A 25526-nucleotide genomic window follows, 5' to 3' on the forward strand; every position below is an offset into this window, starting at 1 on the left:
CAGCCAGCATGTTCAGCAAGATCCTCGTCGCCAACCGAGGCGAGATCGCCGTCCGGATCATCCGCGCCTGCCGCGAGCTTGGTGTCCAGGTCGTCGTCGCCCACTCCGAGGCCGACCGTGAGTCGCTGGCCGTCCGGCTGGCCGACGAATCGGTCTGTGTCGGCCCTGCCGCCAGCGACCGCAGCTACCTGAACATCCCGAACATCGTCTCGGCGGCCCTGGTGACCGGCTGCGACGCCGTCCACCCCGGCTACGGCTTCCTCTCGGAGAACGCCTACCTTGCCGAGGTCGTGGAGCAGTGCGGGCTGACCTTCATCGGGCCGCCGCCCGGCGTCATCGAGCTGCTGGGCGACAAGATCCAGGCCCGCAAGCAGATGGCCCTGGCCGGCGTCCCGACGGTCCCCGGCTCGGACGATCCGCTCTACCGCGTGGACGACGCGATCGACCTGGCACGGCAGATCGGCTACCCGCTGATGATCAAGGCCGTGGCCGGCGGCGGCGGTCGCGGCATCCGCGCTGTCGTGGACGAGCGCGACCTGATGCGCCAGTTTCCGCTGGCCCAGATGGAGGCGCAGAGCTTCTTCGGCAACGGCGCGCTCTACCTGGAGCGGAAGGTCGAGCGGGCGCACCACGTCGAGGTGCAGCTCCTGGCCGACAACCACGGCACGACGCTGGCCCTCGGCGAGCGCGACTGCACCCTCCAGCGCCGCCGGCAAAAGCTGCTGGAGGAGGCCCCCTCCCCGAGCCTCACCGCCGAGCAGCGCGAGCGGATCTGCGCGCAGGCCGCCCGGGGCGCGGCGCACGTCGGCTACCGCAACGCCGGCACCATGGAGTTCCTGCTCGACGAGTCCGGTCAGTTCTACTTCATGGAAGTGAACACCCGGATCCAGGTCGAGCACGGCGTGACCGAGCTGGTGACCGGCATCGATCTGGTCAAGGAGCAGTTGCGCGTCGCGGCCGGCGAGGCGCTCGGATACACCCAGGCGGATGTCCAGGTGCGCGGCCACGCCGTCGAGTGCCGCGTGACCTCCGAAGACCCGATGCGTGGCTTCGCGCCCGAGTCTGGGGTCATCGAGACCTGGCTGCCGCCGGGCGGCCCTGGCGTCCGCGTGGACTCCCACTGCTACGCGGGCTACTTTACGCCGCCGTTCTACGACTCGCTGCTGGCGAAGGTGATGACCTGGGGCCAGAGCCGCGACGAGGCGTTTGACCGGATGGCGCGCGCCTTGCGGGAAATGCGCGTCGAGGGCATCCACACCTCGATCCCCTACCATCTGAGCCTGCTCGCCGACCGGTCGGTCCGCTCCAACGCCGTGACCATCGACTTCGTCGGCGACCATCTCGCGTCCTGGGCCACGCGCCAGGAAGATCGCCCCATCGAGCGGCCCACGGCGTGACGCCGCCGCTCGACCCGCACGACAGGACCCCCATGCCCGACGACCGCAGCCCCGAGTCCGCCGACCAGCCGCCCGCCTCTGCGCCGACGCCTGCCGAGCCCAGCACGGCCCCGGCCGAGGCCAGCGCGGCCCCTGCCGAGGCAGCGGACGCCGAGGCCAGTGCGGCCCCTGACGAGGCAGCGGGCGCTGCGCCGGATGCCGAGGCGTCCGCCGGCGCGGCGCCCGCGGATGCCGACGGGCGGGTGGTCAGCATCCCCGGGCGCGGTCAGGTCAACCTGCGCCTGGGTGTGCCGGCCGAGCGCGGCGGCGACCGCCCGGCCTCCGGCTGGAGCGGCCGGCGGCTGGCCCGCATCCTGGCGTTCCAGGTGCTCTACGAGGTCGATCTGGCCCGCCATGCGCCAGGGGCCGTGCTGACGCGGTTCCTCGACGCCCCCGAGCACACGGTCGACATCGAGGACGCCGAGACGGTCCACGGTCCGCTGCCCGAGGACGTGACGGCCTACGCCCGCGAGCTGATCGGCGGCGTCCTCCGCCAGCGCGAGGCGCTCGACCAGGAGCTTCAGGAGCGCGCGCCCGCCTGGCCGCTGCGCCAGATGTCCGCCGTGGACCGCAGCATCCTCAGACTCGGACTGTACGAGTGCCGCTACCAGCATGGTATCGTTCCAGTCAAAGTGGCAATCAACGAGGCGATTGAGCTGGCGAAGCTCTTCGGGAATGACGGATTGCCCCGACTGGTCAACGGCGTGCTCGGGAGCGCTATCGCCTCCGAGAGCAGGCAAACCCCCTGATCGCGTACACTCCCGCCGCCAAAGGCATCAAATCCTTGACCTATCCACTTGAGGAGGGGCACAACGCATGGCACAGACTCCCGAGGCTCGCCTGAAGAAGATCATCGCCGACCAGTTGAGCGTCAACGAAGAGGACGTCGTTCCTGAGGCCTCCTTTATCGACGACCTGAACGCCGACTCGCTGGATCTGGTCGAGTTGATCATGTCGCTCGAGGAAGAGTTCGGGGTGAAGATCTCGGACGAGGACGCTGCGAAGATCCTGACCGTTCAGGACGCGATGGATTACATGCAAGAGCACGCGAACTAACCTCGGTCAGGCAGATGCATCGTCTGGTTGACCTGGACTCACCGTGAGCATTCCGACAGAAGACCCACGAGCCGCGACCGGCGCGACGCCTGCCACCAATGGCACGGCGTCTCATGCGACGGATGGCGTCGGCGAGACGGCCATCAGCGCGACGGTCCAGTCAACCTCCTCGACAACGGAAGCGTCGGTCGCGCCGGTTCCCTACGAGCCGGCGCTGCCTCCTGCTTCGCCCCCGCCCCCCGACACGACGTCGGCCCTCGAACCGCTCGGCGATGCGCCCGAGGAGGAAGAAGAGGGCATGACGATGCTGGAGCACCTCGAGGAGCTCCGCAACCGGCTCGTCGTCTGCTCGGTGGCGCTGGCCGTCGGCCTGGTGATCTCGGCCCTGCCGATCCCCTGGCTCACGGAAGCTTCAGTCACGCAGACGGTCATCAGCATCGTCAGCCAGCCCGCCGCCGGCCACCTGATCTTCTTCAAGCCCGGCGAAGGGTTTGTCACCTACTTCCAGGTGGCGCTGATCGTTGCCGCCGTGCTGGCGCTTCCCGTCATCACCTATCAGGTGATCGCGTTCGTCCTGCCGGCCCTCTTACCCCACGAGAAGAAGTATCTCTACATGGCGATCCCGGGGGTGATGGCCTCGTTTGCCATCGGCCTGTTCTTCGGGTACATCCTGGTGATCCCGGTGGCCATTCAGTTCTTACTCACCTTCGGCACCGAGAACATTCCGGGCCTGGAGGTGAAGTGGGCGTTCAGCGAGTACATCGGCACCGTCACGACGCTGCTCTTCTGGATGGGCCTGTCGTTTGAGACGCCGCTGCTGATGTTCTTCCTGACCAAGCTGCGGGTCTTGAACCCGGATCGGCTCAAGAGCTTCCGGAAGTACGCGCTGATCCTGTCGTTCATCGTCGGCGCGATGATTACGCCCACGCCGGACCCGCTGAACCAGACGCTGGTCAGCCTGCCGCTGTACCTGCTGTTCGAGCTGGGGCTGCTGCTCTCGAAGCTGGCGTAGCCTCCTACGTTACGGGGCGGGGCGGATCGCCGTGAACACGTCCACGTCGCCGCCCCCCGATCTCAGCTCCGGCAGCGTGTCGAGCGGGCCGCCAGCAGGTGATACCAGCCGGCCAGGTCGGTGTAGAGCAACGGCAGCGAAGAAGTCACGTTGGAGGCCCTCACCCCCCGGCCCCCTCTCCCTGTGCGCGGGAGAGGGGGAGACGCACGAGAGTTTCGTTCCTCCCCCTCTCCCGCGCACAGGGAGAGGGGGCCGGGGGGTGAGGGCCTTCCGGGGGGGTGAGGGCCTCCCTCGAGACCCGAGATGAGGGCCTTCGCCCCGGTCACTCGTCAAGCGCCAGAACCCCCGGGACGCAGTCTAACCGATGCTCACGCCGAGGCCGCCGGCCGTCTCCTCCAGTTGCTCCCAGGTCCGCTCGGCCACCGGGATGCCCTCCTGCAGCCGTTCGGCCCGCGTCGAAGCCTCCGGCTCGCCCGGCAGCAGCACCCGCGAGAAGCCCGGCGCCGGCGGGGTCGCGGTCATGCGCTCCGAGATGCTGTCCACGTAGGCGTCGAAGTCGGCCTGGGAGACGAACGCCGTCGGGCTCATCGCCAGCACGAAGAAGCAGCTTCCACGGGTGCCCTCGGCCACCATCGCGCCGCCGCTCAGCCCCACCGCCAGCAGCTCGACCACCACCGACAGCGAGTACCCCTTGTGCCCGGCGAACGGCAGCAGGTTGCCCCCGGCGAAGTAGTCCTCGACGTTGGTCGTCGGGTTGCCGTTCTTGTCGATGATGCAGCCTTCCGGGACCGGCGCGCCCTTGGCCCGGGCCACCTGCAGCTTGCCCTGGGCCACCGCGCTGGTGGCGTAGTCCAGGAGGATCGGCGGGCGACCATTGGTGCGCGGGAACGCCCAGGCCAGCGGGTTGGTGCCGAGCGCGCCCTTCGCGCCGCCGAACGGCACCGTGCTGTACGGGCCACGGATACCCGCCGTCGTGGCGAACCCGACCAGCCCGGCCGCCGCCACGCGCTCGGCCCACTCGCCGATGCGCCCGGTGTGGTGGCAGTTGCGCGCCGTGACCGCCGCGATGCCCGTCGTCTTCGCCTTGGCTACCGCCGTGTCCGCCGCGAACCGCGCCCCCACCTGCCCGAATGTCGCGCCACCATCGACAATCGCCGTCGAGCCGACCTCGTGGACGACCTCCGGGCTGGCCTTCGGATCCAGCCGGCCGGCCTTGATGTCGGCGACGTAGGCCGGGATGCGCAGGATGCCGTGCGAGTCGTGGCCAGCCAGGTTCGCCCCGATCAGGGCCGAGACGACACACTCGGTGTTCTCAGGCGAAGCGCCAGCCGCGCGGAAGATGTCCGTCGCGACCTTCGTCAACCGATCTGCACTGATCGTCAGCATGGAGATCCTCCCAGGGAGTCAGCAGCGCCAACGGCGGCGCTGCGCCGGCAGTGTACTCCCTCTCCACTGGCAGAGGGCTGGGGTGAGGGCAGCGATCAGCGCGGCAGGCGGATGTAGAAGGTGCTCCCCTGGTTCGCGCCCGCGGACTCCACCCAGATCTGCCCGCCGTGCGCCTCCACGATCACCCGCGTGATGTAGAGGCCCAGCCCCACACCCTGCGTCGAGCGGCTCAGGCGGGTGTCCACCCGGTGGAACCGCTCGAAGACGCGCCCCTGCTCGTCGCGCGGGATGCCGATGCCCTGGTCGCGCACGTACAGGATCACATGGTCGCGCTCGGCGCGCCCGCCCAGGGTGATGCTGCCGCCGCTCGGCGAATACTTGATGGCGTTGTCGATCAGGTTGCCGAGCGCCTGCCGCAGCTTCTCGCGGTCGCCCCGAATGACCGGGAAGTCGGGCGGGAAGTCCGTCACGAAACGGTGGTCCGCCGAGCGCGGGCGGCTGCGCTCGGCCAGAGTGTCGGCCATCTCCGGCAGGTCGACCGGCCCGATGGTCATGCCGACCCGCCCGGCCTGGATCTTCGAGATGTCCAGCAGGTCGCTGATCAGCCGGTACAGTCGGTCGCACTCCTCTTCGATGGTGTGGGCCACCCGGATGACCGTGTCCCGGCTCCACGGGCCGTCCGGGCGGGCCAGCGTGCCGGCGTACGCCTTGATGATCGAGACCGGCGTTTGCAGCTCATGGCTGACGATGGACACGAACGACGATTGCATCGACTCCAGCCGCTGCCGTTCAGCCAACGTAGCGGCCGTCAGGCGCACCTGCTGGATCGTCGCGGTGGCCTGCCGCGCGAAGATGTTCAGCACGTCCAGGTCGGTCGGCTCGAAGCGGGCAGCCGTCGGGTGGCGAAAGACGTAGATGACCCCGATGACCTTGCCGCTGGTCTCGGTGAGCGGCAGCCCGAGGATCTGGGCGATCCGCTCGCGCTGCGCCCAGGACGCCGCCGCCGCCCGCCAGGCCAGGCTGACCTGCTCGCCAACCTGCCCGAGCGTGCCCACGATCGTCTCGTCCAGGCGCGGGTGCAGGGCCGCCACCACCTCGTCGGACAGACCGTAGCTGGCCCGGATGCTCAGTTGCGGGCCGGAGTCGTCCCGCAAGGCGATGGCGCCGGCGCTGCCACGCAGGATCTGGACGGCGCTCAGCACCACCAGCCCGAGCATCGACGTCATGTCCGTCGGATCGGGAGGCGGCGCCGGGATGCTGAACGGCGAGTCGGGCGCTGGCCCCTTGCCAGACTCGGGGTCGGCCATGCTGCTACGCCTCGTGCTCGATCAGGCTCCGGGCCGTCATGCCGGCCGGCGCGGACAGCCCCAGCAACTCCAGGACCGTCGGCGCAACGTCCGAGAGCTTCCCGCCGTCCGCCAACGCCGTGACCTCCGGCGCGCCCTCCACGATCACCGGGACCGGGTTGGTGGTGTGCGCCGTCTTTGGGCGGCCCTTCTCGTCCACCATCTCTTCGGCGTTGCCGTGGTCAGCCGTCACCACGAGGCAGTAGCCCGCCTGCCGGGCCGCCTCGGAGATCCGCCCGATGGCCGAGTCCACCGTCTCGACGGCCACGATGGCCGCGTCGAGCACGCCGGTGTGGCCGACCATGTCCGGGTTGGCGAAGTTCAGGGCGATCAGGGCGTACGTCCCAGACTCGATGCCCTCGATGGCCTTGTCGGCCACGCCCTCGGCGCTCATCGTCGGCTGAAGGTCGTAGGTGGCGACCTTCGGCGAGGGAACGAGCACACGGTCCTCGCCTGGGAACGCCTCCTCGTGGCCGCCGTTCAGGAAGTAGGTCACGTGGGCGTACTTCTCGGTCTCGGCGACGTGGAGCTGGCGCAGCCCGGCATCCGCCACGACCTTCGCCAGCGGCGTCTCGACCAGGGTGGCCGGGAACGCGATGTCGGTGACGGGCAGGCCGCTCTCGTACTCCGCGAAGGTGACGTAGTGCAGCGGGTGCGGCCAGATGGAGCGCTCGAAGTCGCCGAAGTCTGGCTGCACAAAGGCCCGTGTGAGCTGGCGGGCGCGATCAGCGCGGAAGTTGAAGAAGATGACGGCGTCGCCGCTCCGGATGCGGCCCACGTCGGCGTCGCCGACAATCGTCGGCGTGACAAACTCGTCGCCGGCGTTGGCGTCGTACGACTGCTGGACGGCCTGCTGCGCGGTCTCGGCGTGCGCGCCCGTGTCCGAGACGAGCGCCGCGTAGGCCTGGGCCGTGCGGTCCCAGCGCTTGTCGCGGTCCATCGCGTAGTACCGCCCGGAGATGGTGGCGACGCGGGCGTTCCCGAGCTTCTCCAGCTTCGGCTCGAAGGTCTTCAGGTCGTCCAGCGCCTGCCGGGGCGGCACATCCCGCCCGTCGAGGAACAGGTGGAGCTGCACGTCCTCGACGCCGTGCCGCTTCGCCAGCTCGAGCAGTGCCAGGGCATGGCCCGCGTGGCTGTGGACGCCGCCATCGCTGAAGAGCCCCATCAGGTGAAGCTTCGGCGCGCGGCCGTCGGTCGGCTCACCGTTCTTGACATACTCGACGGCGCCCACGAGAGCCGGGTTCTCGAAGAACGCGCCAGACTGGATGTCGTGGTCGATACGTGGGAGATCCTGGAGGACCGGATAACCGGCCCCGATGTTCAGGTGGCCGACCTCCGAGTTGCCGATCTGCCCCTCTGGCAGCCCGACAAACGCGCCGGATGCTTCGACGGACGTGTGCGGGCAAGAGGCCCAGAGGCGATCCATGGTCGGCGTCTTTGCCAACGAGATTGCGTTGGACGGACCGTCAGACGCGATGCCCCAGCCGTCGATGACGATCAGGACGAGCGGGCGCGCGCCGGGGGTCGAGGAGTCGGAGCGAGCGTCAGACGCCATACAGTGCCTCCCGGCCGGATTGTACCCAGGGCCGGCCGCGTCTGGCCGCGTGATCTGCCCCCTCACCCCCGACCCCTCTCCCTCAGGGGGCGAGGGGAGACGCGCCATGTCCGCGCCGCCTCACCCGGCCGACGGCGCGCGCAGGCTGGCGATCTGCACGTTGATGCAGGCCGGCTTGCCGCTGGCGAAGGCCCGTTCCAGAGCCGGCCGCAACTGCTCTGGCCGCTCGACGTGCTCGCCGTGCGCCCCCAGATCGGCGGCCACGCGGTCGTAGCGGGTGGGCAGGAGATCGGCGGCGACCAGCCGGTCGGGACCGTAGACCTCGCGCTGACGGTGCCGCTCGGTGGCCCAGCCGGCATCGTTGCCGACGATGGCCACCAGCGGCAGGTTGTGGCGCACTGCCGTGTCGAACTCCATCGCGTGGAAGCCGAACGTGCCGTCGCCCACGAACGCCACCGACTTCGCCCCGGGCCGGGCCAGCGTGGCCGCCATCGCCAGCGGCAGCCCCGGACCCAGCGCCCCGAGCTTGCCGTTGGTCAGCAGCTCCCAGGGGCCGCCCCCGAACGTCCAGCGCGCCCAACGGACGAAGTCGCCGCCATCCAGGGCCACGCAGTCGCCCGGCGCGAGCAGATCGCGGACCGTCGCGGTGACCCGCATCGGGTGGACCGGCACAGCATCTGAGACTTCGAGGGCACGGGTGCGCTCCTGCCGGGCCGCGCGCCGCCGATCAAGCTCGGCGCGCCAGCCCGCCGACCTCCTGGGATACTCCTTCGTCTGCGTGACCAGCCGCGCAAACTCGGCCAGGTGACCGAGGATGGTCGGCATGTCCGCGACAATCCCCAGATCGACGGCCCGGCTCTGCCCGATGCTGCCAGCGTCCGGCGCAATCTGCACGATCTTCGTGCCCGACCGCACTGTCTGTTCATCCAGGAAGTTGATGGCGAAGTCGCCGCGCGCCGCCAGGATCACGAGGTCTGATTCTGCGAGGGCGCGTCCCAGGCCGTGCAGCGACGGCTCCGCGAGGCCGACCGGGCTGTCGATCACCACCACGCCGAGGCCCGTCAATTCGGACAACTCGCGGAGGCCCGCGCCGGTTTGCCCGCGTGTGATGGACGGCCCTGCAATCAGGGTCGGGCGCTCGGCCAGGGTGAGCAGGCTTTCCAACTGCCCGAACTGCGAGTACAGCGCTGACTGGAGCAATGGCCCAAACTGCTCGGCACCCGGCATCCTGACGGCGTCGGCGTCCACCGACTGGTGGAGCACGTCGTAAGGCAGCGTGATGTGGACCGGCCCTGGCACCCCGGACAGCGCCACCCGCATCGCCCGCGCCACCAGCGCCGGGATCTCCTCCGCCGTGCGCGGCATCCAGGCCCCCTTGACGATGGGCCGGATCATCGCCAGTTGATCCATCTCCTGAAAGCCGCCCCGCCCCAGGTTCGTCGTCTCGACGCCGCCGCTCAGCAGCAGGACCGGCGACTCGCTCATCCAGGCCGTTGCCACGCCAGTCAGCGCGTTCGTGAAGCCCGGGGCGGCCGTCACCAGCGCCACGCCGCACTGGCCCGTCAGGCGCGCCCAGCCGTCCGCCATGTGGACGGCGGCGTTCTCGTGGCGAGTGTCGATGAACCGTAGCTGCTCGTCGATGCCGGCGTCGTAGATCGGCAGGATCTGGTGGCCTGAGAGCGTGAAGATCGGACCGGCGCCGCTCGCCCGCAGCGTACGCGCCAGCAGCATCGCCCCGTTGATCTTGCCCGTCAGCCCGGCCGTCACCATCGTCGTCGCCCCTTCGCGGATGGCAGGATCCCGGCCCTCGTCGCCGCGCAGCCATCCGTGCGAGCATGATAGCCAGCACGCAGGTTGGGACAGGGCGCCCTTCCCCCTGCGCAGGTTGAGCGGACGGACCGCTTGGACGAGGCGACTGGCGGCGGATTCACCGAGGCGGGTGCGAGCTCCCATGTCATCCTGAGTATGTATGTCATCCTGAGCTCCCATGTCGTCCTGAGCTCCCATGTCGTCCTGAGCGAAGCGAAGGACCTCACCCGCTGACGCGACACTCGACGGTCAGCGGGTGAGATCCTTCGCTACGCTCAGGATGACATACATACTCAGAATGACATACATACTCAGAATGACATGCATACTCAGGATGACATGGGAGCTCAGGATGACATACATGCCGGCCTGCATGTCCCTGAATGAGCCGCCTGTCACTTCTGAGAAGCAGCCTGCCCCCACTCCTGTGCGGGAGAGAGGTTGGCCGTGAGGGCGTCCTCACGTCCGTAACCCAGAGGAGCAGGCATGGCAGAGAAGCAAGGCTGGATCGGTCGGTTCTTCGAAGATTTCGAGGTCGGCGACGTCTACCGCAGCCACATCGGCCGGACCATCACCCAGGCCGACAACATCTGGCTGACGCTGCTGACGAACAACACCAACCAGATCCACTTCAACGAGCACTACGCCGCGCAGACCGAGTTCGGGAAGCCGCTGGTCAACAGCGTCATCACCATCGCCGTGGTGGCCGGCCTCGGGGTGACGGATACCAGCGAGAACGGCTTCGCGCTCGGGTGGGACGAGATCAAGCTGCCGAACCCGATGTTCGACGGCGACACGCTCTACTCTGAGAGCGAGGTCGTGGAGAAGCGCGAGTCGAAGTCTCGGCCACAATGGGGCATCGTCAAATTCCGCTCACGGGGGGTCAAGCAGGATGGCACCGTGGTGATGGAGTACACCCGCAGTGTGATGGTCTGGAAGAAGGATCACGCGCCGGCCCACAACCACTTCCCCGAGCCGAAGCTCAATCCTGACGGTTCACCGGCTATCGTCAAGGCAACCAGGAACTAGCATTTCGCCAACCCAAGCGAGACGAGGCCTGCACCCCGACCCCATTCGGCAAGCTCAGGGCAAGCTACGCAAGGAACGAGCACACACCTCGTCATCCCGACCGTAGCGAGGCACGAGCGGAGCGGAGAGGGATCTGCCCCTTCTGTGGCCTGGAGGAAGATCCCTCGACTCCACTCGCAGGCTCGTTCCGCTCGGGATGACGGGGGAGCAGCGCAGGCTCACTTCGCTCGGGATGACGGGGGAGCAGCGCCGGCTCACTTCGCTCGGGATGACGGTGGGGATGCCAGCATGGAAGCGGTGAAGTACGTGCACGCGCAGTGCATCGAGCGAGAGGAGGCAGCAACATGGCAGAACAGGCACAGTCGCTCGCGGGCAAGGTGGCCGTGGTCACCGGAGCCGGCCAGGGCATCGGCCGGGCCATCGCGCACGGGTTCGCCGGGGCCGGCGCGGGCGTCGTCGTCGCCGACGTGATCGGCGAGAACGCGGCGACCGTCGCGCGGGAGATCGTGGCCGAGGGAGGCCGGGCGCTCGGGCTGGCCGTGGACGTGTCGCAGAGCGTGGCCGTGCGCGCGATGATCGACGCCGCCGTGGCCGAGCTTGGCCGGGTGGACATCCTGGTCAACAACGCCGGCGTCTTCCCGCGCGGCATGGTGCTGGAGCTGGACGACGACACCTGGAACGCGGTCATGGACGTGAACCTGCGCGGGACGTGGCTCTGCTCGCAGGCGGCGGCCCGCGTGATGGTGGAGCAGGGCGAGGGCGGCCGGATCGTCAACTTTGCCTCGGTGGCCGCGTTCCGGCCGGCCCTCAACGGCGCGCACTACGCCGCCAGCAAGGCTGGCATCGTCGCGTTCACCCGCAACATGGCGCTGGAAGTCGCGCCGTTCAACATCACCGTGAACGCCATCGCCCCCGGCCTGACCGACACCGCCCAGCCGCGCTACGGCATGACCGAAGATGAGATCGCGGAGGCCGGCGGCGCGGTGCCGCTCGGGCGGATCGCCCAGCCAGGGGACATGGTCCCGACAATCCTGTTCCTGTGCGGACCAGACGGCGGCTACATCACCGGGCAGACCCACCATGTCAACGGCGGAAGCTGGATGCTGTAGCCTGCATGCGCGCGCCCGGATGCTCTACCCTGCGCTCTGTAACTGGATTGGAGCGGTACGGTGTCGGCTGTGGCGCGCCACCACTCGTTGAGAACGGTGGCAGTACAACCGCGCTGCCACCAGTGAGAGGGGGACAGGGGAGCACAATGCCCAGGGGCCAGCGGGTCAATCCACCAGGCGTCCACACGCCACAGGCGAACTACACCCACGGGACCAGGATCGGGAACACGCTGTACGTGTCCGGACAGCTCCCGCTCGACGTGAACGGCCAGCTTGTCGGCGAGGGAGACGCCGAGGCGCAGGCCGAGCAGTGCTACCGGAACATCAAGGCCATCGTCGAGCACTTCGGCGGCACGATGGACGACATCGTGAAGATCGGCCAGTTCATCACCGACCTGGAGTATCGCCCGCTGGTGGCCCGCCCCCGCGACCGGCACCTCGGGACGCCCGGACCGGCCAGCACGCTGCTCATCATCAAGGGGCTGGCCGTGCCCGGCGCGCTGGTGGAGATCGAAGCCATCGCCGTGCTCGACTGATCGACGTACAGCCTGCCGTACGGCGCAGGCGCAGCTTTCTGGGCCCCCACCCGGCGGCAGCGCCGTACCCCTGGACGGAGTGCACAACACCGCCGGGGCAGCGTTATGCGGACGCTCCAGCGCAAGAGTATTGGAATGTCCGTATACTTACCATCGCCAGGGCCAGTGCAGTCCCGGAGTGTGTGCCTCCTCGGGCTCACTGCGAGCGGAATAGCGGAGTGATGAATGGCCGTTGTGCGCCCTGACACCTCTGGAGTGGCGGCTCCTGGGTCAAGCGGCGATGTCTTGATCGCCATCGACCATGTGGGCAAGGTCTACAACAATGGGACCGTCGCCCTCGAAGACATCTCGTTTGACGTGCACGAGGGCGAGTTCGTCTCGCTGGTCGGGCCGTCGGGCTGCGGCAAGTCCACCCTCCTCCGGATGGTTGCCGGCCTCGGCGCGATCTCCTCAGGCCAGATCCTGGTGGAAGGGCTCCCGCCGACCAAGGCTCGCCAGGAGAAGAACGACACGGCGTTCGTGTTTCAGGATGCCAACCTGATGCCCTGGCGCACGGCCCTTGGCAACGTCGAGCTGCCGCTGGAGCTGCGCGGCGAGGGCAAGGAGGCGCGCCGGGCGACTGCCGCCACCGCGCTCGAGCAGGTCGGCCTTGGCGACGCCCTGAAGGCGTATCCGCGCGAGCTGTCCGGCGGCATGCGGATGCGTGTCTCGCTGGCGCGCGCCCTGGCCGCCCACCCACGTCTGCTGATGATGGACGAGCCGTTTGGGGCGCTGGACGAGATCACCCGCCAGCGGCTGAACGGCGAGCTGCTCCGGCTGTGCTCCCTCGCCAACTGGACCGTCGTGTTCGTGACGCACAACGTCTTCGAGGCGGTCTACCTGTCCACGCGGATCCTGGTGATGAGCGCCCGCCCGGGCCGCATCGTGGCCGAGGTGCCGGTGCCGCTCCCGCACCCCCGAGTGCCCGAGATCCGTACCGACCCAGAGTTCACCCGGATCGTGCGCGAGGTCGTCGAGCTGCTCGGCAGCGCGGCCGATGCTGGTGAGGAGGACTGAGCTGGCTACCACCATCGAGCGGACCACCCCTTCGTCGTCCCCGGCCCGCCCGGCGGCGGCTCCACGCCCGCAGCCGTCCCGCCTGATGCGCTCGTTGCGCTCGGCGCTCCCGCCGTTCATCGTCTTCGTCGTCGCCATCGTGGCCTGGCAGGTGATCTGCCGCCAGCTCAACGTGCCGCGCTTCCTGCTGCCGGCCCCCACGGACGTGGTCGAGGCCTGGATCGAGAACCGCCAGAGCCTGCTCGGGGCGCTCCTCTCGACGTTCCTCTCGGCGCTGATCGGCTTCGGCGCGGCCATCGTGGTCGGCACGCTGATCGCCCTGGCGATGTCCCAGAGCAAGCTGCTCGAACGGAGCATCTTCCCCTACTGCGTGCTGCTCCAGACGATCCCGATTGTGGCCATCGCGCCGCTGATCGTGATCTGGTTCGGCGCGGGCATGCCGGCGGTCGTCTTCATCGCCTTCCTGATCGCCCTCTTCCCGATCATCACCAACACCACGGCCGGGCTGATCTCGACAGACCACAACCTCGTGGCGATGTTCGAGCTGTACAACGCCTCGTGGTGGCAGCGGATGGTCAAGCTGAAGTTCCCGGCCGCCCTGCCATACATCATGACCGGCCTGCGGATCTCGTCCGGGCTGGCGGTCATCGGGGCGATTGTCGGCGAGTTCATCGCCGGCATCGGCGGCCTGCGCGGCGGCATCGGCTACGTGATCACGGTGGCCGCGTCGCAGATCAAGATGCCGTACCTCTTCGCGGCGGCGCTGACCTCGTCGGTGCTGGGCATCGCGATCTTCGTGCTGGTGAGCTTCATCAGCGCCCGCTTCCTGCGCCACTGGCACGAGTCCGCGATCAAGCGCGAGCTCTGACAGGCGGCCGGCTTTTCCCATCCCTTCCCGTTTTCGCGCAACCGCGCTGCGTCGTTCCCGTTTCGTCTAGACGACACACCAGGAGGGAAACCCCGTGACCACTCCGTCTGACGCGTCGCTGACCCCATCGCGCCTGAGCCGCCGCCGCTGGCTGACCATCGCTGCTGCCGCGGCGGGTGCCGTCGCCGTGAGCGGCGCGAGCGCTACCGCGGCCAGCGCTGCCAGTCTGGCGGGGCAGACTGCTGCCGCGCCGGCCGTCGTCCAGTCGCCAGCCGCCCAGATGAAGGCCAGCCAGGTGATGAACTGGTTCGCCCAGTCCTCGCAGGGCGGTTTCTTCAACGGCGTCCGCAACGGCCACTACGCTTCCGCCGGCGTGGACATGACTATCGAGCAGGGTGGCCCGCAGATCTCGGCGGTGCCGCTGGTGGCGGCCGGCCGCCACACCTTCGGCATGGTGACGGCGGATGCCGTCCTCTCCGCGCGCGAAGAGGGCATCCCGATCGTCATGGTCTTCCCGGCCTTCCAGCGCAACCCGCAGGGCCTGATGTTCCATGCCAGCAACCCGGTCTCGGACTTCTCCGAGCTGAACGGCCGCAAGGTCTACGTCTCGGGCGCTGGGATCTTCTGGCGGGTGATCTCGGCGAAGTACAACCTGACCGACGTCCAGCAGTTCGCCTACAACGGCCAGCTCGCGACGTTCCTCTCGGACGAGACCAACGTCTCGCAGTGCTTCGTCACCTCCGAGCCGCAGATCCTCAAGGGCCAGGGCAAGGAAGTCGGCTTCCTGGTCAACGCCGACTCCGGCTTCAACCCGTACCAGAACGCGATGGTCTGCATGGAGTCCACCATCCGCGATCAGCCGGATCTGGTGCAGGCGTACGTCAGCGCCTCGCTCAAGGCCTGGATCGAGTACATCAACGACCCGCAGCCGACGCTCCAGTACATCAAGGCCGAGTACAACAAGGACAAGGACCTGGAGATCGAGGCGAAGGTGTTCGAGGCCGAGAAGGCCGGCTTCTTCACCGGCGCCGAGGGCTGGGACCCGTCGAAGATGGCCCGCATGACCGACGAGCGCTGGTCTGAGCTGTACACCATGATGCGGCAGTACGGCATCCTGACCAAGGATCAGGACTACACGAAGGCGTTCGACGCGAGCTTCGTGGAGAAGGCCCACGCCTCGATGATGTAGATTCGGTAGGTGTCAGGTTACCGGGGACAGCAGACAGCAGCGCTGTCCGGTGTAAGGTCTGCGACTCCCCATTGTCATCCTGAGCGCAGCGAAGGACCTCACCCGCTGGCCATCAAGTTCCGCGCCAGCGGGTGAGGTCCTTCGCTGCGCTCAGGATGACCGTTGTGTGTTGCATGCTTTCACCGCCGCTGGCTCCTGGCTCCCTTGGAGGTTCAGTGCAGTTCGGCGTCGAGCACCTGACGATCTTCCCGGACCTGCCGGGCATGACCAAGGATCAGGTGACCGACCGGCTGGACCGCTTCTCGCGGGAGGTCTCGCCAACGCTCCAGGCGCAGGCTCCAACCGTCGAGCAGGCCGCGCCCGGCCGGGGAGCCAGCTCGGGCTGATCCCTTTTCCCCTGACGAAGTCTGCCTGATCTGCGCTATTACGAGCAGTCACATCGCGCAATTGCTGCGGATCGGGTGACCGCTTTCGTCTCGCCACCGCCACTTCATGAGTGGTGCCGCTCGTGCGGGCGGGTTTGTGTTGCCAGTGTCCTGGCCTCGCGGACCTCCGACCCGTGGAGAGCGCGCTTGCACCACAGCCTGGCCGGCGGCAGCAGGGAGAGACGTGGTTCAGCACCTCGAGACCGGACACCACGGCGGTGAGCGGCTGCACGCCGCCACACCGCTGCGATCCGATGGCAGCTCGCTGCCGTTTCTCACCCAGGTGAGTGAGGTGCTGGCCGGCTCGCTTGACTACGACGAGACGCACGAGCACGTGCTCGACCTCGTCGTGCCGGCCTTTGCTGACCTCTGCTCGATTCACCTGCTGGATGACACCGGCCGGTTCGTTCGGATCGCCAGCCGCCACCACACGCTGGCGACGGCGGCCGTCTCCGCGATGCTTGGCGAGTCGTATCTGGACAACGGGGAGCTCGACGGGCTGATCCACCAGTTGGTGCGAGATCGCAGGTCGCTCTTGTGGATCGCAGGGGACATCGACCTGGTCGGGCAGATCGTCGGGCCGAGCGTGCTCGCGCGCATCAGGGACCAGCTCGATCTCACCTCGGCGATGGTCGTGCCGCTGATCGCCCGTGGCCGCCCGCTCGGCGTCCTGACGCTCTCGACGGCAGCCCCGCGCCGTCCCGCAACCTCGGAGACGCTGCGGCTGGTGGAAGATGTCGCACGGCAGGCGGCGCTTGCCCTGGACAACGCCCGGCTCTACCGTGCAGCAACGGCGGCCCGCCTGGAGAGTGAAGGAGCACAGCGTCGGCTGAGCTTCCTCGCCGAGGCCAGCGCCACCCTCTCGGCCTCGCTCGACGTGCAGGCCACGCTCCAGGCAGCCGTCTCGCTGGCCGTGCCAACGCTGGCCGATTGCTGCGGCGTCGCCACCATCGACGACGACGACGGCTCGTTTCGGCGCATGGCCGTCGCACACGTCGATCCTGAGATGCAGCGCAGGATGGCCGAGCACGGGCCATTCTTGCCCATCGACGAGTACCCGGATCACCCGATCCGGCAGGCCCTGGCGAGTGGCCGCCCCGTCCTGGTCAAGGACATCCGGCAGGCGGCCTGGGCGGAGTACGCCGACGACGCCTACCGCTCGCTGCTCGAAGCGCTCGCGTTTCACAGCGTCCTGGTGGTGCCGCTGGAGGCACGCGGACGCCGCCTCGGCGCACTGACCCTGGCGCTGTCCTCCCCTGACCGCGCGTTTGGCGATGACGATATCGCCCTTGGAACCGAGCTGGCAGGACGGGCGGCGCTCGCCATCGAGCATGCCACCCTCTACCGCCAGGCCGCCGACGCGCGCGACGATCTACGACGCCAGCTCGATTTTTCGGATGCCATCGTCAGCAACATTGCCGAGGGCATCACGGTCGTGGACCACCAGGGAAACATCACCTACGCCAACCCGATCGCCGAGTCGATGCTGGGCCTGCCCCTGAGTCAGATGCTCGGGCGGATCGGCCACGATGTCATGCACGTCCGCGATCTGAGTGGGCGCTCGATGCCGCGCTCTGAGTGCGGCCTCCAGGCCGTCTACGCCGGCGGCGTGACGGTCCGCCTGGACAACGAGGCGTTCATCCGCGCAGACGGTACGACCTTTCCGGTCTCGGTCATCTCATCGCCGCTCGTCCGCGATGGCGAGGTCGTCGGCGCGATCACCGTGTTCCGAGACGTCAGCGAGGCACGCGCCCAGCAGGAAGCCCTGCGGCGGAGCGAGGAGCGGCTCCAGCGGGCGCTTCGCTCGGCCGGCATGGTGATGTGGGAGCGCAGCTTCACGACGGGCCGGACCGTGCGCTCGGAGCTTGCGCCGCGCCTGTACGGACGGAGCAGCGACGAACTCCTGGAGGACTCGCTCAACCATCTGCGGCTGATCCACCCGGACGACCGCGAGTGCGTCTCCAACGCCGTGCGCCACGCGATCCTCAACGGCGTCCCGTACGATGTCGAGTACCGGGTGACCTGGCCCGATGGCACGGTCCGCTGGCTGTGCGGCCGGGCGAGCCTCTTCCGGGACGCCAATGGCAGTCCGCTCGGGATGAGCGGCACCACCCACGACATCACGGATCGCAAGCGCGCCGAGTTGGAGCGCCAGCAGCTCATCGCCGAGCGCGAGGCGGAAGCCGACCACCTGCGGGCACTGCACCAGGCCCTGAAGCAGAGCCTCGACGCGCTGCTCGGCCTGCACGAGGTCGGCAAGCTGCTGATCTCGGTCTCGGACACCGACGCGATGGCCCAGCGGCTGCTGGAGATCGCCGTCCGAGCCGCGAGCCTCCGCGCGGCCGTCCTGCGGCGCGTCGAAGGGACGCCGACCGTCGTCTGGCGGAGCGTCGGCGACGAGGCCGCGATTGCCGCGCTGGACGCCGCCTGGGACGGCGCAGCCGACGACACGCCAGATGGTCGCGCCACGCCCTGGCAGCCCACCTGGACCCCGCACGCCGAGATCCACCCGCAGGATGGCCCGGCGCTCACCGTTTGGCGGGTGCCGCTCATCGTCAGGGGCGAGGTGATCGGCGTCCTCGAAGGCGCTGGCGACCTGCCACTGCCGGACGAGCCCACGGCAGCGATCCTCGGCAGTATCGGTCTCCAGGCGGCCACGGCGGTGGAGAACGCCCGCCTGTACGGCGAGCTTGCCGCACGCGAGCGGTCGCTTCAGCAACTGGTGCAGGCGCTCCTGGTGGCCCAGGAGGACGAGCGGCGGCGTCTGGCATACGAGATCCATGACGGCTTCGCACAGCTGGTCTGGGGGTTGCAGCAGCTACTCGAAGCGTTCTTGAACGATCAGCCGAGCCATCCGGCAGACGCCCGGCACCGCATCGAGGTGGCGAGCGCGCTGGCACAGCGGGCCGTCCAGGAGATTCGCCAGGTGCTCGCGGGCCTGCGCCCCGCCGTCCTCGACGACTTCGGTCTGGCGAGTGGGCTGCGCTCGTACCTGGACGGTCTGCGCGATGAGGGCTTCGACGTGACGTACGTCGAGACATTCGGGCCGAGACGGCTGTCCTCGGAGCTGGAGATCACCCTGTTCCGCCTTGCCCAGGAGGCGCTGGGCAACGTGCGGAAGCACGCAGGCGTGCACACTGCGCGCCTGCATTTGACGGTCGTCAACGAGCAGGTGGTGATGGAGGTCGAAGATGCCGGGCAGGGCTTCAACGGCGTTACGGAGACACCCTCGGCCCGTCCGGGCGGGCGGTTCGGGTTGCTGAACATGCAAGAGCGCATCGCGCATGTCGGCGGGGAGTTGAAGATATCCACGCAGCAGGGGCAGGGCACGCGCGTACGGGCAGTCGTTCCGATCCAGGAGCCCGCCCGTCAGTCCAGCCAGTCCAGCCCGGGAGGGCACTCAGATGGATGAAGGCAGCCGTCAAGGGCGGACGCCAGCGCGGACGATCGTGGTTGACGATCATGACGTCTCGCGCCTTGGGCTCGTTGCGATTCTGAACGGGATTCCAGGCATACGGGTCGTCAAAGAGGCGTACGACGGCCCGACCGCCGTCTCGGCCGTCCGTAGCCACGATCTCGACCTCGTCCTGATGGACGTGCGGATGCCTGACACGGAGGGGCTGGAGGCAACCCGCCAGATCCGCGCCATCAGTCCGCAGACCCGTATCATCATGGTGTCCTACTACGACGTGCCCGAGTATCGGGCTGAGGCCCTCGCCGCCGGCGCCATGGGCTACATCTCGAAGGGGGCCAACCGCAAGGCTTTCGAGTGCGAGATCACGCGGGTGCTGCGCGGAGAGCCCTACACCGCCACCACGGCCCAACCCCGTGCCGCGGCGGTATCCAGCACGCCGTCGCTGGCGAACGCCGCCGCCGTGGTCGACCGGCTCGCGCCACGCCAGCGGGAGGTGCTGGCGCTCGTCGGGCTGGGACTCCGCAACCGGGAGATCGGCGAGCGGCTCGGGATCAGCACGCGCACGGTGCAGAAGACGGTCGAGCGGATCCTGAAGTACCTCGGCGTGCCGAACCGGACCCAGGCGGCGATGATCTGGATCACGTCCGGACGACGCACCGTGCCGGCGGCAGAGGGCGTCCCCGGCTGAACCGGGGGCGGAACGGCGCCCGGCCACGCCGTGACGAGCAACAACTCGCAAGACGCACGGCCACAATCGCAGAAACATGCCCAAATCCGGGATAGTGCGGCTGATTTGTCGCGTAAGTGAGTGAATATACGTAGTAAAGTCACCTTGTCGAGACAACTGCCGTTTCCCTTAGTGACGCGGATGACAACCGCGCATGGGGTAACGGCAGATGAAACTCAAGCAGAAGCTGGCACGCGCGGGTCTCGCCCTCGCAGTCGCTATTCCACTCCTTGGCGCCGACGCCACCGCGCTCCAGGCCGAAGCGCGCGCGACTGATGCTGTCGCGCAGATCGCCAGGGCCGCTGAGCGTGACAGCGTCCTGGACCTCGCCTACGCCGCCACGCCCGGCGTTGCGACGCCGCAGCCGTCCGGCAACCCGCCGTCTGGCAACGGACCGTCCGGCAGTATCTCGTCGCAGAGCGTCGGCTCGACTGGCGCGGGCGTCTCGTCTCAGAGCGTTGGCGGGCCGGCCGCCGCGACGCCGACGCCGTCCGGCGCGGACACAGCGCCCGCCCCGAGCGTGGGAGCGGCATCGAACGGCTCGCGCAGCGGCGGCTTCGAGGTCGAGACCGGCCCAGATGGACGGCCCGTCCGCGCAGGCAGCCTGCTGGTGACGTTCCGCGGCAGCGCTCCGGCCGCCGTCTCGGACGCCGCCTACCAGCAGGTCAGCTCGCAGGCCGTCGAGCGCGTCGGCAAGAGCAGCCGCTCGGTGCGGGTGCAGGTGCCGAACGGCACCGTCACGCAGGCGATGGCCGCGTACGCCGGCCGCTCCGATGTCGAGCGCGTCGAGCCTGACTACGTCGTCACCGCGTCGATGACGCCGAACGATCCGAAGTACCCCGAGACCTACGGGCCCGGCCGCATCGGCGCGCCGACCGCCTGGGATCGGATCGGTGGCGGCGCCGGCGTCCGCGTGGCGATCCTCGACACCGGCATCTTGAGCAGCCACGCCGACCTCGTCGGCAAGGTCGTCGCCGCCTCGGACTTCACCGGCTCGGCCTACGGCGTCGAGGACCGGCACGGGCACGGGACGCACGTCGCGGGGACGGTCGCCGCCACGGCGAACAACGGCATCGGCGTGGCCGGCGTCGCCTGGGGCGCGAGCCTGATGAACGCCAAGGTGCTGGGTGACACGGGCGGCGGCTCGATCTCCAGCGTGGCGAACGGCATCACCTGGGCCGCCGACAACGGCGCGAAGGTGGTGAGCATGAGCCTCGGCGCGAACGCTCCCTGCCCACAGGTGTTGCAGGACGCCGTCAACTACGCCTGGAATCGTGGTGTGGTGGTGGTGGCTGCCGCTGGCAACGACGGCCAGGTGGTCTCGCACACACCAGCCAACTGCACGAACGTGGTCTCGGTGGCGGCGTCGGATTCGCTCGACGCCAAGGCCAGCTTCTCGAACTACGGCCCGAACATCAAGGTCTCCGCGCCCGGGGTGTTTATCCTCTCGACCTACAAGGACGGCGACTACCAGTGGATGTCTGGCACGTCGATGGCGACCCCGCACGTGGCAGCCGTGGCTGCGCTGATCTGGGCCAGCTCCTACGGCACGGGGAATCAGGCCGTGCTCGACCGGATGTTTTCGACTGCCGATCAAATCGCAGGAACGGGAACATACTGGCAGTACGGTCGCGTCAATGTGGCCCGAGCGGTCGAGGGCTCCTCGGCTGGCCCGACCCCGACCCCCGCCCCGTCGCCCTCGCCGACACCTTCGCCGTCGCCCACGCCCTCCCCCACCCCGACGACGCCTGTCTCCTGTAGCCCGCGCCCGCCGGTCGGCGTGCGAATGGCCCAGGGATCGACGGCCGGTACGTTCAGGGTCACGGTGACCGCGGGGACAGCCGCGCAGGGCACCAACCGGCTCCAGCAGCTCCGCTTCGGCAACGGCTCCAATGCGATCATCGACACCGGCACGCAGGCAGCGTCCGGTGGGAACTTCACCTACAGCCTGCCGTCCGCAACGACCGAGATGACCTTCACGGTCAAGCGACAGTCCAATGGCGCGCCGGTGACGGTTCCGCTGACCGTGGTAGACAGCTGCGGCGAGTGGATCACCCTGGTTGGAGGCGGCTCCGGAGCGTTCTAGTCAAACGTCCCCCACCATCTCCGCTCACGCGCCCGGTCTGGACTCGCCTACCCCCGAGTCCCGGCCGGGCGTCTTTGCGTTCGGCGGCCAGGGGACCAGACGTACATCTCGTCAACGCCGGGGCCTAGAATCTCCCGTGTAACGCTCGGGCCACGTCAACGCGTGACGGGACAGGAGTGAGGGAGCATGCCCTCGGAGATTGCGTTCACCCCAACCCCAGAGCAGGCTGCCGTGCGCGACCGCATCCGCGCCTTCGTGGACACGGAGGTCATCCCTGAGGAGTCAGCCCTCTCGACGCTGGAGGGCGTCTCCTGGAACACGATCACCCGGCTCCGCGCGCAGGCCCGGGCAGCCGGCGTCTACGGTCCGCAGCTCTCGCAGCGCCACGGCGGCCTCGGGCTGGACTGGCGCGGGGTGGCCATCGCCTTCGAGGAGGCCGGGACCAGCCTGATCGGGCCGCTGGCGCTCAACTGCGCCGCTCCGGACGAGGGCAACATGCACCTGCTGGAGCAGGTCGCCTCGCCGGCCCAGAAGGCCAGGTATCTGGACCCGCTGGCGGCCGGCCGGATCCGCTCGTGCTTCGCGATGACCGAGCCGGCCCCTGGCGCGGGCGCAGACCCCACGATGCTCCAGTCGCGCGCCCGCCGCGACGGCGACGCCTGGGTCGTCGACGGGCACAAGTGGTACATCACGGGGGCAGACGGCGCGGCGTTCGCCATCGCGATGGTCCGCACCTCGGACGACCCCGACCCTCGGCGCGGCGCGACGATGCTCCTGGTGGATGCTGGCACACCTGGCTTCGAGATCGTGCGGCATATCCCCTCGCTGGATCAGACGTTCCCGGGCGGTCACTGCGAGGTGCGGTTCACGAACTGCCGGGTGCCACTTGACGCCGTCCTGGGCGAGCCGGATCTGGGGTTCGAGTACGCCCAGGCGCGGCTGGTCCCCGCGCGCCTGACCCACTGCATGCGCTGGCTGGGCATCGCGCGGCGGGCGCTGGAGATCGCCGCCGAGCACGCGGTCAACCGGACCGGGGGCGGCAAAGCGCTCGGCGAGCACCAGATGGTGCAAGCGATGCTGGCCGACTCGCAGATCGACCTGGATGCGGCGCGGCTGCTGATCTGGCGGGCCTGCGCCGAGCTTGACCGTGGCCGGCCGGCCCGAGGCGAAAGCTCGGCGGCCAAGGTCTTCGTGGCCGAGGCGGTGCACCGGGTCGTGGACCGCGCGATCCAGATCTGCGGCGCGCTCGGCATCAGCGAAGACCTGCCGCTGAGCCTGTTCTACCGCGAGGTCCGCCCGTTCCGCGTCTACGACGGCCCCAGCGAGGTGCACCGGGCGGCGGTGGCGCGGCGGGTGCTGCGGGCGGCCCAGGGCCGGATCACGGCGCGAGCATGAGCGAGGACACGACCCTCGTCGATCCTGCACGCCTCACCACCTTCCTGGAGACCGTCCCCGCGCTCCGGGCCAGCCTTCCGATCCGCGACATCAGGCGCGTCGGCGGCGGCCAGTCGAACGTCACCTGCCGGGTCACGCTCGCGGATCGAACGGTCGTCGTCCGGCGGCCGCCGCCCGGGCCGCTGCCGCCCCGCGCTCACGACGTGCTGCGCGAGCACCGGATCCTGGCGGCGCTGGCCCCGGCGGGCACGGTCCCGGTGCCACGCCCGCTGGCCGCCTGCGACGATGTGAGCGTCCTCGGAGCGCCCTTCTTCGTGATGGAGGCGCTCGACGGCGACGCCATCCGCTTCGAGCTGCCGCCAGGGCTGGCCGCCGCCCCGCTCCCGCTGCGCTTCGAGCTGGGCTTGCAGGTGGTGGACGCCCTGGCCGCCCTCCACCGGGTCGACCCCGCCGCCATCGGCCTGGGCGATCTCGGCCCTCCCGCCGGCTACGTCCCACGCCAGATCAGGCGCTGGCGCGGCCAGTTGGAGCACGCCAGGGTGCGCCCGGTCCCCGATCTCGACTGGGCCGCCGACTGGCTGGAGGCCCACCAGCCGCCTGAGCCAGCCGGGGTGCGGATCGTCCACGGGGACTATCGGCTGGACAACGTCCTGTTCAGCCAGGAGCCGCCACCGCGCCTGCTCGGCATCGTCGACTGGGAGCTGGCGACGCTGGGCGACCCGCTGGCCGACCTCGGCTGGCTGCTGGCGTTCTGGTACGAGCCGACCGACCCGACGCCCGAGCTGAAGATCATGCCGCGCGTCACCATGCAGCCCGGCTTCCCGACCCGCGCCGATCTGGTGGCCCGCTACGCCGGGCAGACAGGCCAGCCGCTGCCCGATCTCACCTTCTATGTGGTCTTCGCGATGTGGCGGATGGCCGTCCTGCTCGAAGGGCACTGGGCCAGACACCTGCGCGGCACGGCGGCCGGCTTCGACTTCGCCTACCTCGAAACGGCCGGCCCGGCCTTCGCCGCCAGGATGCGGCAGATTGCCGAAGCCGCCCCACCTGGGGCACCATCCCGGCCGCACCGCCCCTGACAACGCCTGCCCGACGATCCCTCCCGAACGCGCACTCCCTGACGAGGACTGGAGCGTCCGCCCGTGACGATGTCGCCGCTCGACCTCTACCGCTGGATGGTGGTCGCCCGCGTGCTCGACCGCGCCCTCTGCGCCGAGAACCCGAACTGGTTCCCTATCGAAGGCGAAGAGGCGACCGTCGTCGGGGCCTACGCCGACCTCCGCCCGACTGATGTCGCCGCCCCGCACTACCGCGATCCGTTCGTGGTCTACCTGATGCGCGGCGCGGAGATGTGGCGGCTGGCCTCGCAGGTGATGCGGAAGGGCGCCGGCTACAACAAGGGTCGCTCGGTGCCGTTCAACGGGCCGTTCCACCTGCGGCATGTGCCCTGGGTCGCTGGCGACCTCGGCACGACGCTCGGCACGGCGACCGGCGCGGCCCTCGCGCTCCAGGACGAGGAGTCCGACGGCGTCTGCGTCTGCGGCTTCGGCGACGGCACGGCCAATCGCGGCGACTTCCACGAGAACGTCAACCTGGCGGCCTGCTGGAAGCTGCCCATCGTCTACCTCTGCCAGCACAACGGCTGGGCCATCTCCGAGCCGGCCGAGCTGTACCTGCCAGCCCCGATTGTCGCCCGGGCGGCCGGCTACGGCATCCCGGGCGTGGCCGTGGACGGCAACGACGTCGAGGCGGTCCAGGCCGCCGTCGGTGAGGCGGTGGCGCGCGCACGGCGCGGCGACGGCCCGACGCTGATCGAGGCCCGCTCCTGGCGCGTGCGCGGGCACTGGGGCGGCGACACGGCAACCTACCGGCGCGACAACCAGCCGGACGGCGTGCGCGACCCGCTGGAGCTGCAAGCTGGACGGCTGCTCGCACGCGGGCAGGCCGACCAGGGCATCCTGGACGAGATCCAGCGACAGGCCGAGGCCGAGGTTGCCGAGGCGGTGGCGCGCGCGCGAGCCTTGCCCGAAGCCGGCGCCGGCGAGCTTGGGCTGAGCGAGGTGTTCGTGTGAGCGTGTCCGTGCCGCAGAC

Annotated in this window: 21 protein-coding genes; 17 read left to right on the plus strand and 4 right to left on the minus strand. The window is 69.2% G+C overall.

Features of this window, described 5'->3' with window-relative positions:
* Window positions 1–8 precede the first annotated feature (8 nt).
* From accC to tatC, 4 genes are all read left to right on the plus strand, one after another.
* Window positions 9–1397, plus strand: a complete 1389-nt coding sequence (gene accC / locus IT306_06875; GenBank protein ID MCC7368125.1) for an acetyl-CoA carboxylase biotin carboxylase subunit — start codon at window positions 9–11, stop codon at window positions 1395–1397.
* A 341-nt stretch (window positions 1398–1738) separates the two neighbouring features.
* Entirely contained in the window at window positions 1739–2185 is a 447-nt protein-coding gene (nusB, locus tag IT306_06880; protein MCC7368126.1) for a transcription antitermination factor NusB, read from the plus strand.
* 67 nt (window positions 2186–2252) lie between these two features.
* Window positions 2253–2492, plus strand: coding sequence for an acyl carrier protein (acpP, locus tag IT306_06885; GenBank protein ID MCC7368127.1), 240 nt, complete (start codon window positions 2253–2255; stop codon window positions 2490–2492).
* Window positions 2493–2535: 43 nt separating this feature from the next.
* The gene (gene tatC / locus IT306_06890) at window positions 2536–3504 is read left to right on the plus strand and encodes a twin-arginine translocase subunit TatC (GenBank protein MCC7368128.1); all 969 of its coding nucleotides are present in this window, start codon (window positions 2536–2538) and stop codon (window positions 3502–3504) included.
* Between the two features lie 357 nt (window positions 3505–3861).
* Here the strand turns inward: tatC and IT306_06895 are convergent, their stop codons facing one another.
* The 4 genes from IT306_06895 to IT306_06910 all read right to left on the minus strand — a co-directional run bounded on the left by IT306_06895 (window position 3862) and on the right by IT306_06910 (window position 9561).
* Window positions 3862–4890, minus strand: a complete 1029-nt coding sequence (locus tag IT306_06895) for an Ldh family oxidoreductase (GenBank protein ID MCC7368129.1) — start codon at window positions 4888–4890, stop codon at window positions 3862–3864.
* A 95-nt stretch (window positions 4891–4985) separates the two neighbouring features.
* Window positions 4986–6197: a GAF domain-containing protein gene (locus tag IT306_06900; GenBank protein ID MCC7368130.1), complete on the minus strand. Its 1212-nt coding sequence runs from the start codon at window positions 6195–6197 to the stop codon at window positions 4986–4988.
* Window positions 6198–6201: 4 nt separating this feature from the next.
* Complete coding sequence (locus IT306_06905) at window positions 6202–7791, minus strand: 2,3-bisphosphoglycerate-independent phosphoglycerate mutase (GenBank protein MCC7368131.1); 1590 nt, start codon at window positions 7789–7791, stop codon at window positions 6202–6204.
* Between the two features lie 120 nt (window positions 7792–7911).
* The gene (locus tag IT306_06910; GenBank protein ID MCC7368132.1) at window positions 7912–9561 is read right to left on the minus strand and encodes a thiamine pyrophosphate-binding protein; all 1650 of its coding nucleotides are present in this window, start codon (window positions 9559–9561) and stop codon (window positions 7912–7914) included.
* Between the two features lie 525 nt (window positions 9562–10086).
* Between IT306_06910 and IT306_06915 the strand changes: the two genes are divergently transcribed.
* The 13 genes from IT306_06915 (at window position 10087) to IT306_06975 (ending at window position 25507) form a co-directional block, all read left to right on the plus strand.
* Window positions 10087–10629, plus strand: coding sequence for a MaoC family dehydratase (locus tag IT306_06915; protein ID MCC7368133.1), 543 nt, complete (start codon window positions 10087–10089; stop codon window positions 10627–10629).
* A 344-nt stretch (window positions 10630–10973) separates the two neighbouring features.
* Window positions 10974–11738 carry a glucose 1-dehydrogenase gene (locus IT306_06920; protein ID MCC7368134.1) on the plus strand — a complete coding sequence of 255 codons (765 nt, stop codon included), beginning with the start codon at window positions 10974–10976 and terminating at the stop codon, window positions 11736–11738.
* 146 nt (window positions 11739–11884) lie between these two features.
* On the plus strand, window positions 11885–12274 hold the full coding sequence (locus tag IT306_06925) for a RidA family protein (protein MCC7368135.1): 390 nt from the start codon (window positions 11885–11887) through the stop codon (window positions 12272–12274).
* A 225-nt stretch (window positions 12275–12499) separates the two neighbouring features.
* Window positions 12500–13330, plus strand: coding sequence for an ABC transporter ATP-binding protein (locus IT306_06930; protein MCC7368136.1), 831 nt, complete (start codon window positions 12500–12502; stop codon window positions 13328–13330).
* Window positions 13311–14198 (plus strand): ABC transporter permease, encoded by an 888-nt coding sequence (locus IT306_06935; protein MCC7368137.1) that lies wholly within the window; start codon window positions 13311–13313, stop codon window positions 14196–14198. The genes IT306_06930 and IT306_06935 overlap by 20 nt, the downstream gene beginning before the upstream one ends.
* Before the next feature lie 94 nt (window positions 14199–14292).
* On the plus strand, window positions 14293–15387 hold the full coding sequence (locus IT306_06940) for an ABC transporter substrate-binding protein (GenBank protein ID MCC7368138.1): 1095 nt from the start codon (window positions 14293–14295) through the stop codon (window positions 15385–15387).
* Window positions 15388–15602: 215 nt separating this feature from the next.
* Window positions 15603–15773: a hypothetical protein gene (locus IT306_06945; protein MCC7368139.1), complete on the plus strand. Its 171-nt coding sequence runs from the start codon at window positions 15603–15605 to the stop codon at window positions 15771–15773.
* Between the two features lie 223 nt (window positions 15774–15996).
* Window positions 15997–19224, plus strand: a complete 3228-nt coding sequence (locus tag IT306_06950; GenBank protein MCC7368140.1) for a GAF domain-containing protein — start codon at window positions 15997–15999, stop codon at window positions 19222–19224.
* A complete protein-coding gene (locus IT306_06955) occupies window positions 19217–19915 on the plus strand; it encodes a response regulator transcription factor (protein MCC7368141.1) in 699 nt (232 codons plus the stop codon). The genes IT306_06950 and IT306_06955 overlap by 8 nt, the downstream gene beginning before the upstream one ends.
* A 208-nt stretch (window positions 19916–20123) precedes the next feature.
* Window positions 20124–22040, plus strand: a complete 1917-nt coding sequence (locus tag IT306_06960; protein MCC7368142.1) for a S8 family serine peptidase — start codon at window positions 20124–20126, stop codon at window positions 22038–22040.
* A gap of 186 nt (window positions 22041–22226) precedes the next feature.
* Entirely contained in the window at window positions 22227–23435 is a 1209-nt protein-coding gene (locus tag IT306_06965; protein ID MCC7368143.1) for an acyl-CoA dehydrogenase family protein, read from the plus strand.
* Window positions 23432–24514: a phosphotransferase family protein gene (locus IT306_06970; GenBank protein ID MCC7368144.1), complete on the plus strand. Its 1083-nt coding sequence runs from the start codon at window positions 23432–23434 to the stop codon at window positions 24512–24514. The genes IT306_06965 and IT306_06970 overlap by 4 nt, the downstream gene beginning before the upstream one ends.
* A gap of 63 nt (window positions 24515–24577) precedes the next feature.
* A complete protein-coding gene (locus tag IT306_06975) occupies window positions 24578–25507 on the plus strand; it encodes a thiamine pyrophosphate-dependent dehydrogenase E1 component subunit alpha (protein MCC7368145.1) in 930 nt (309 codons plus the stop codon).
* The last annotated feature ends 19 nt before the right edge of the window (window positions 25508–25526 follow it).

Source organism: Chloroflexota bacterium, from assembly GCA_020850535.1.
Classification (GTDB): Bacteria; Chloroflexota; UBA6077; order UBA6077; family JACCZL01; genus JADZEM01.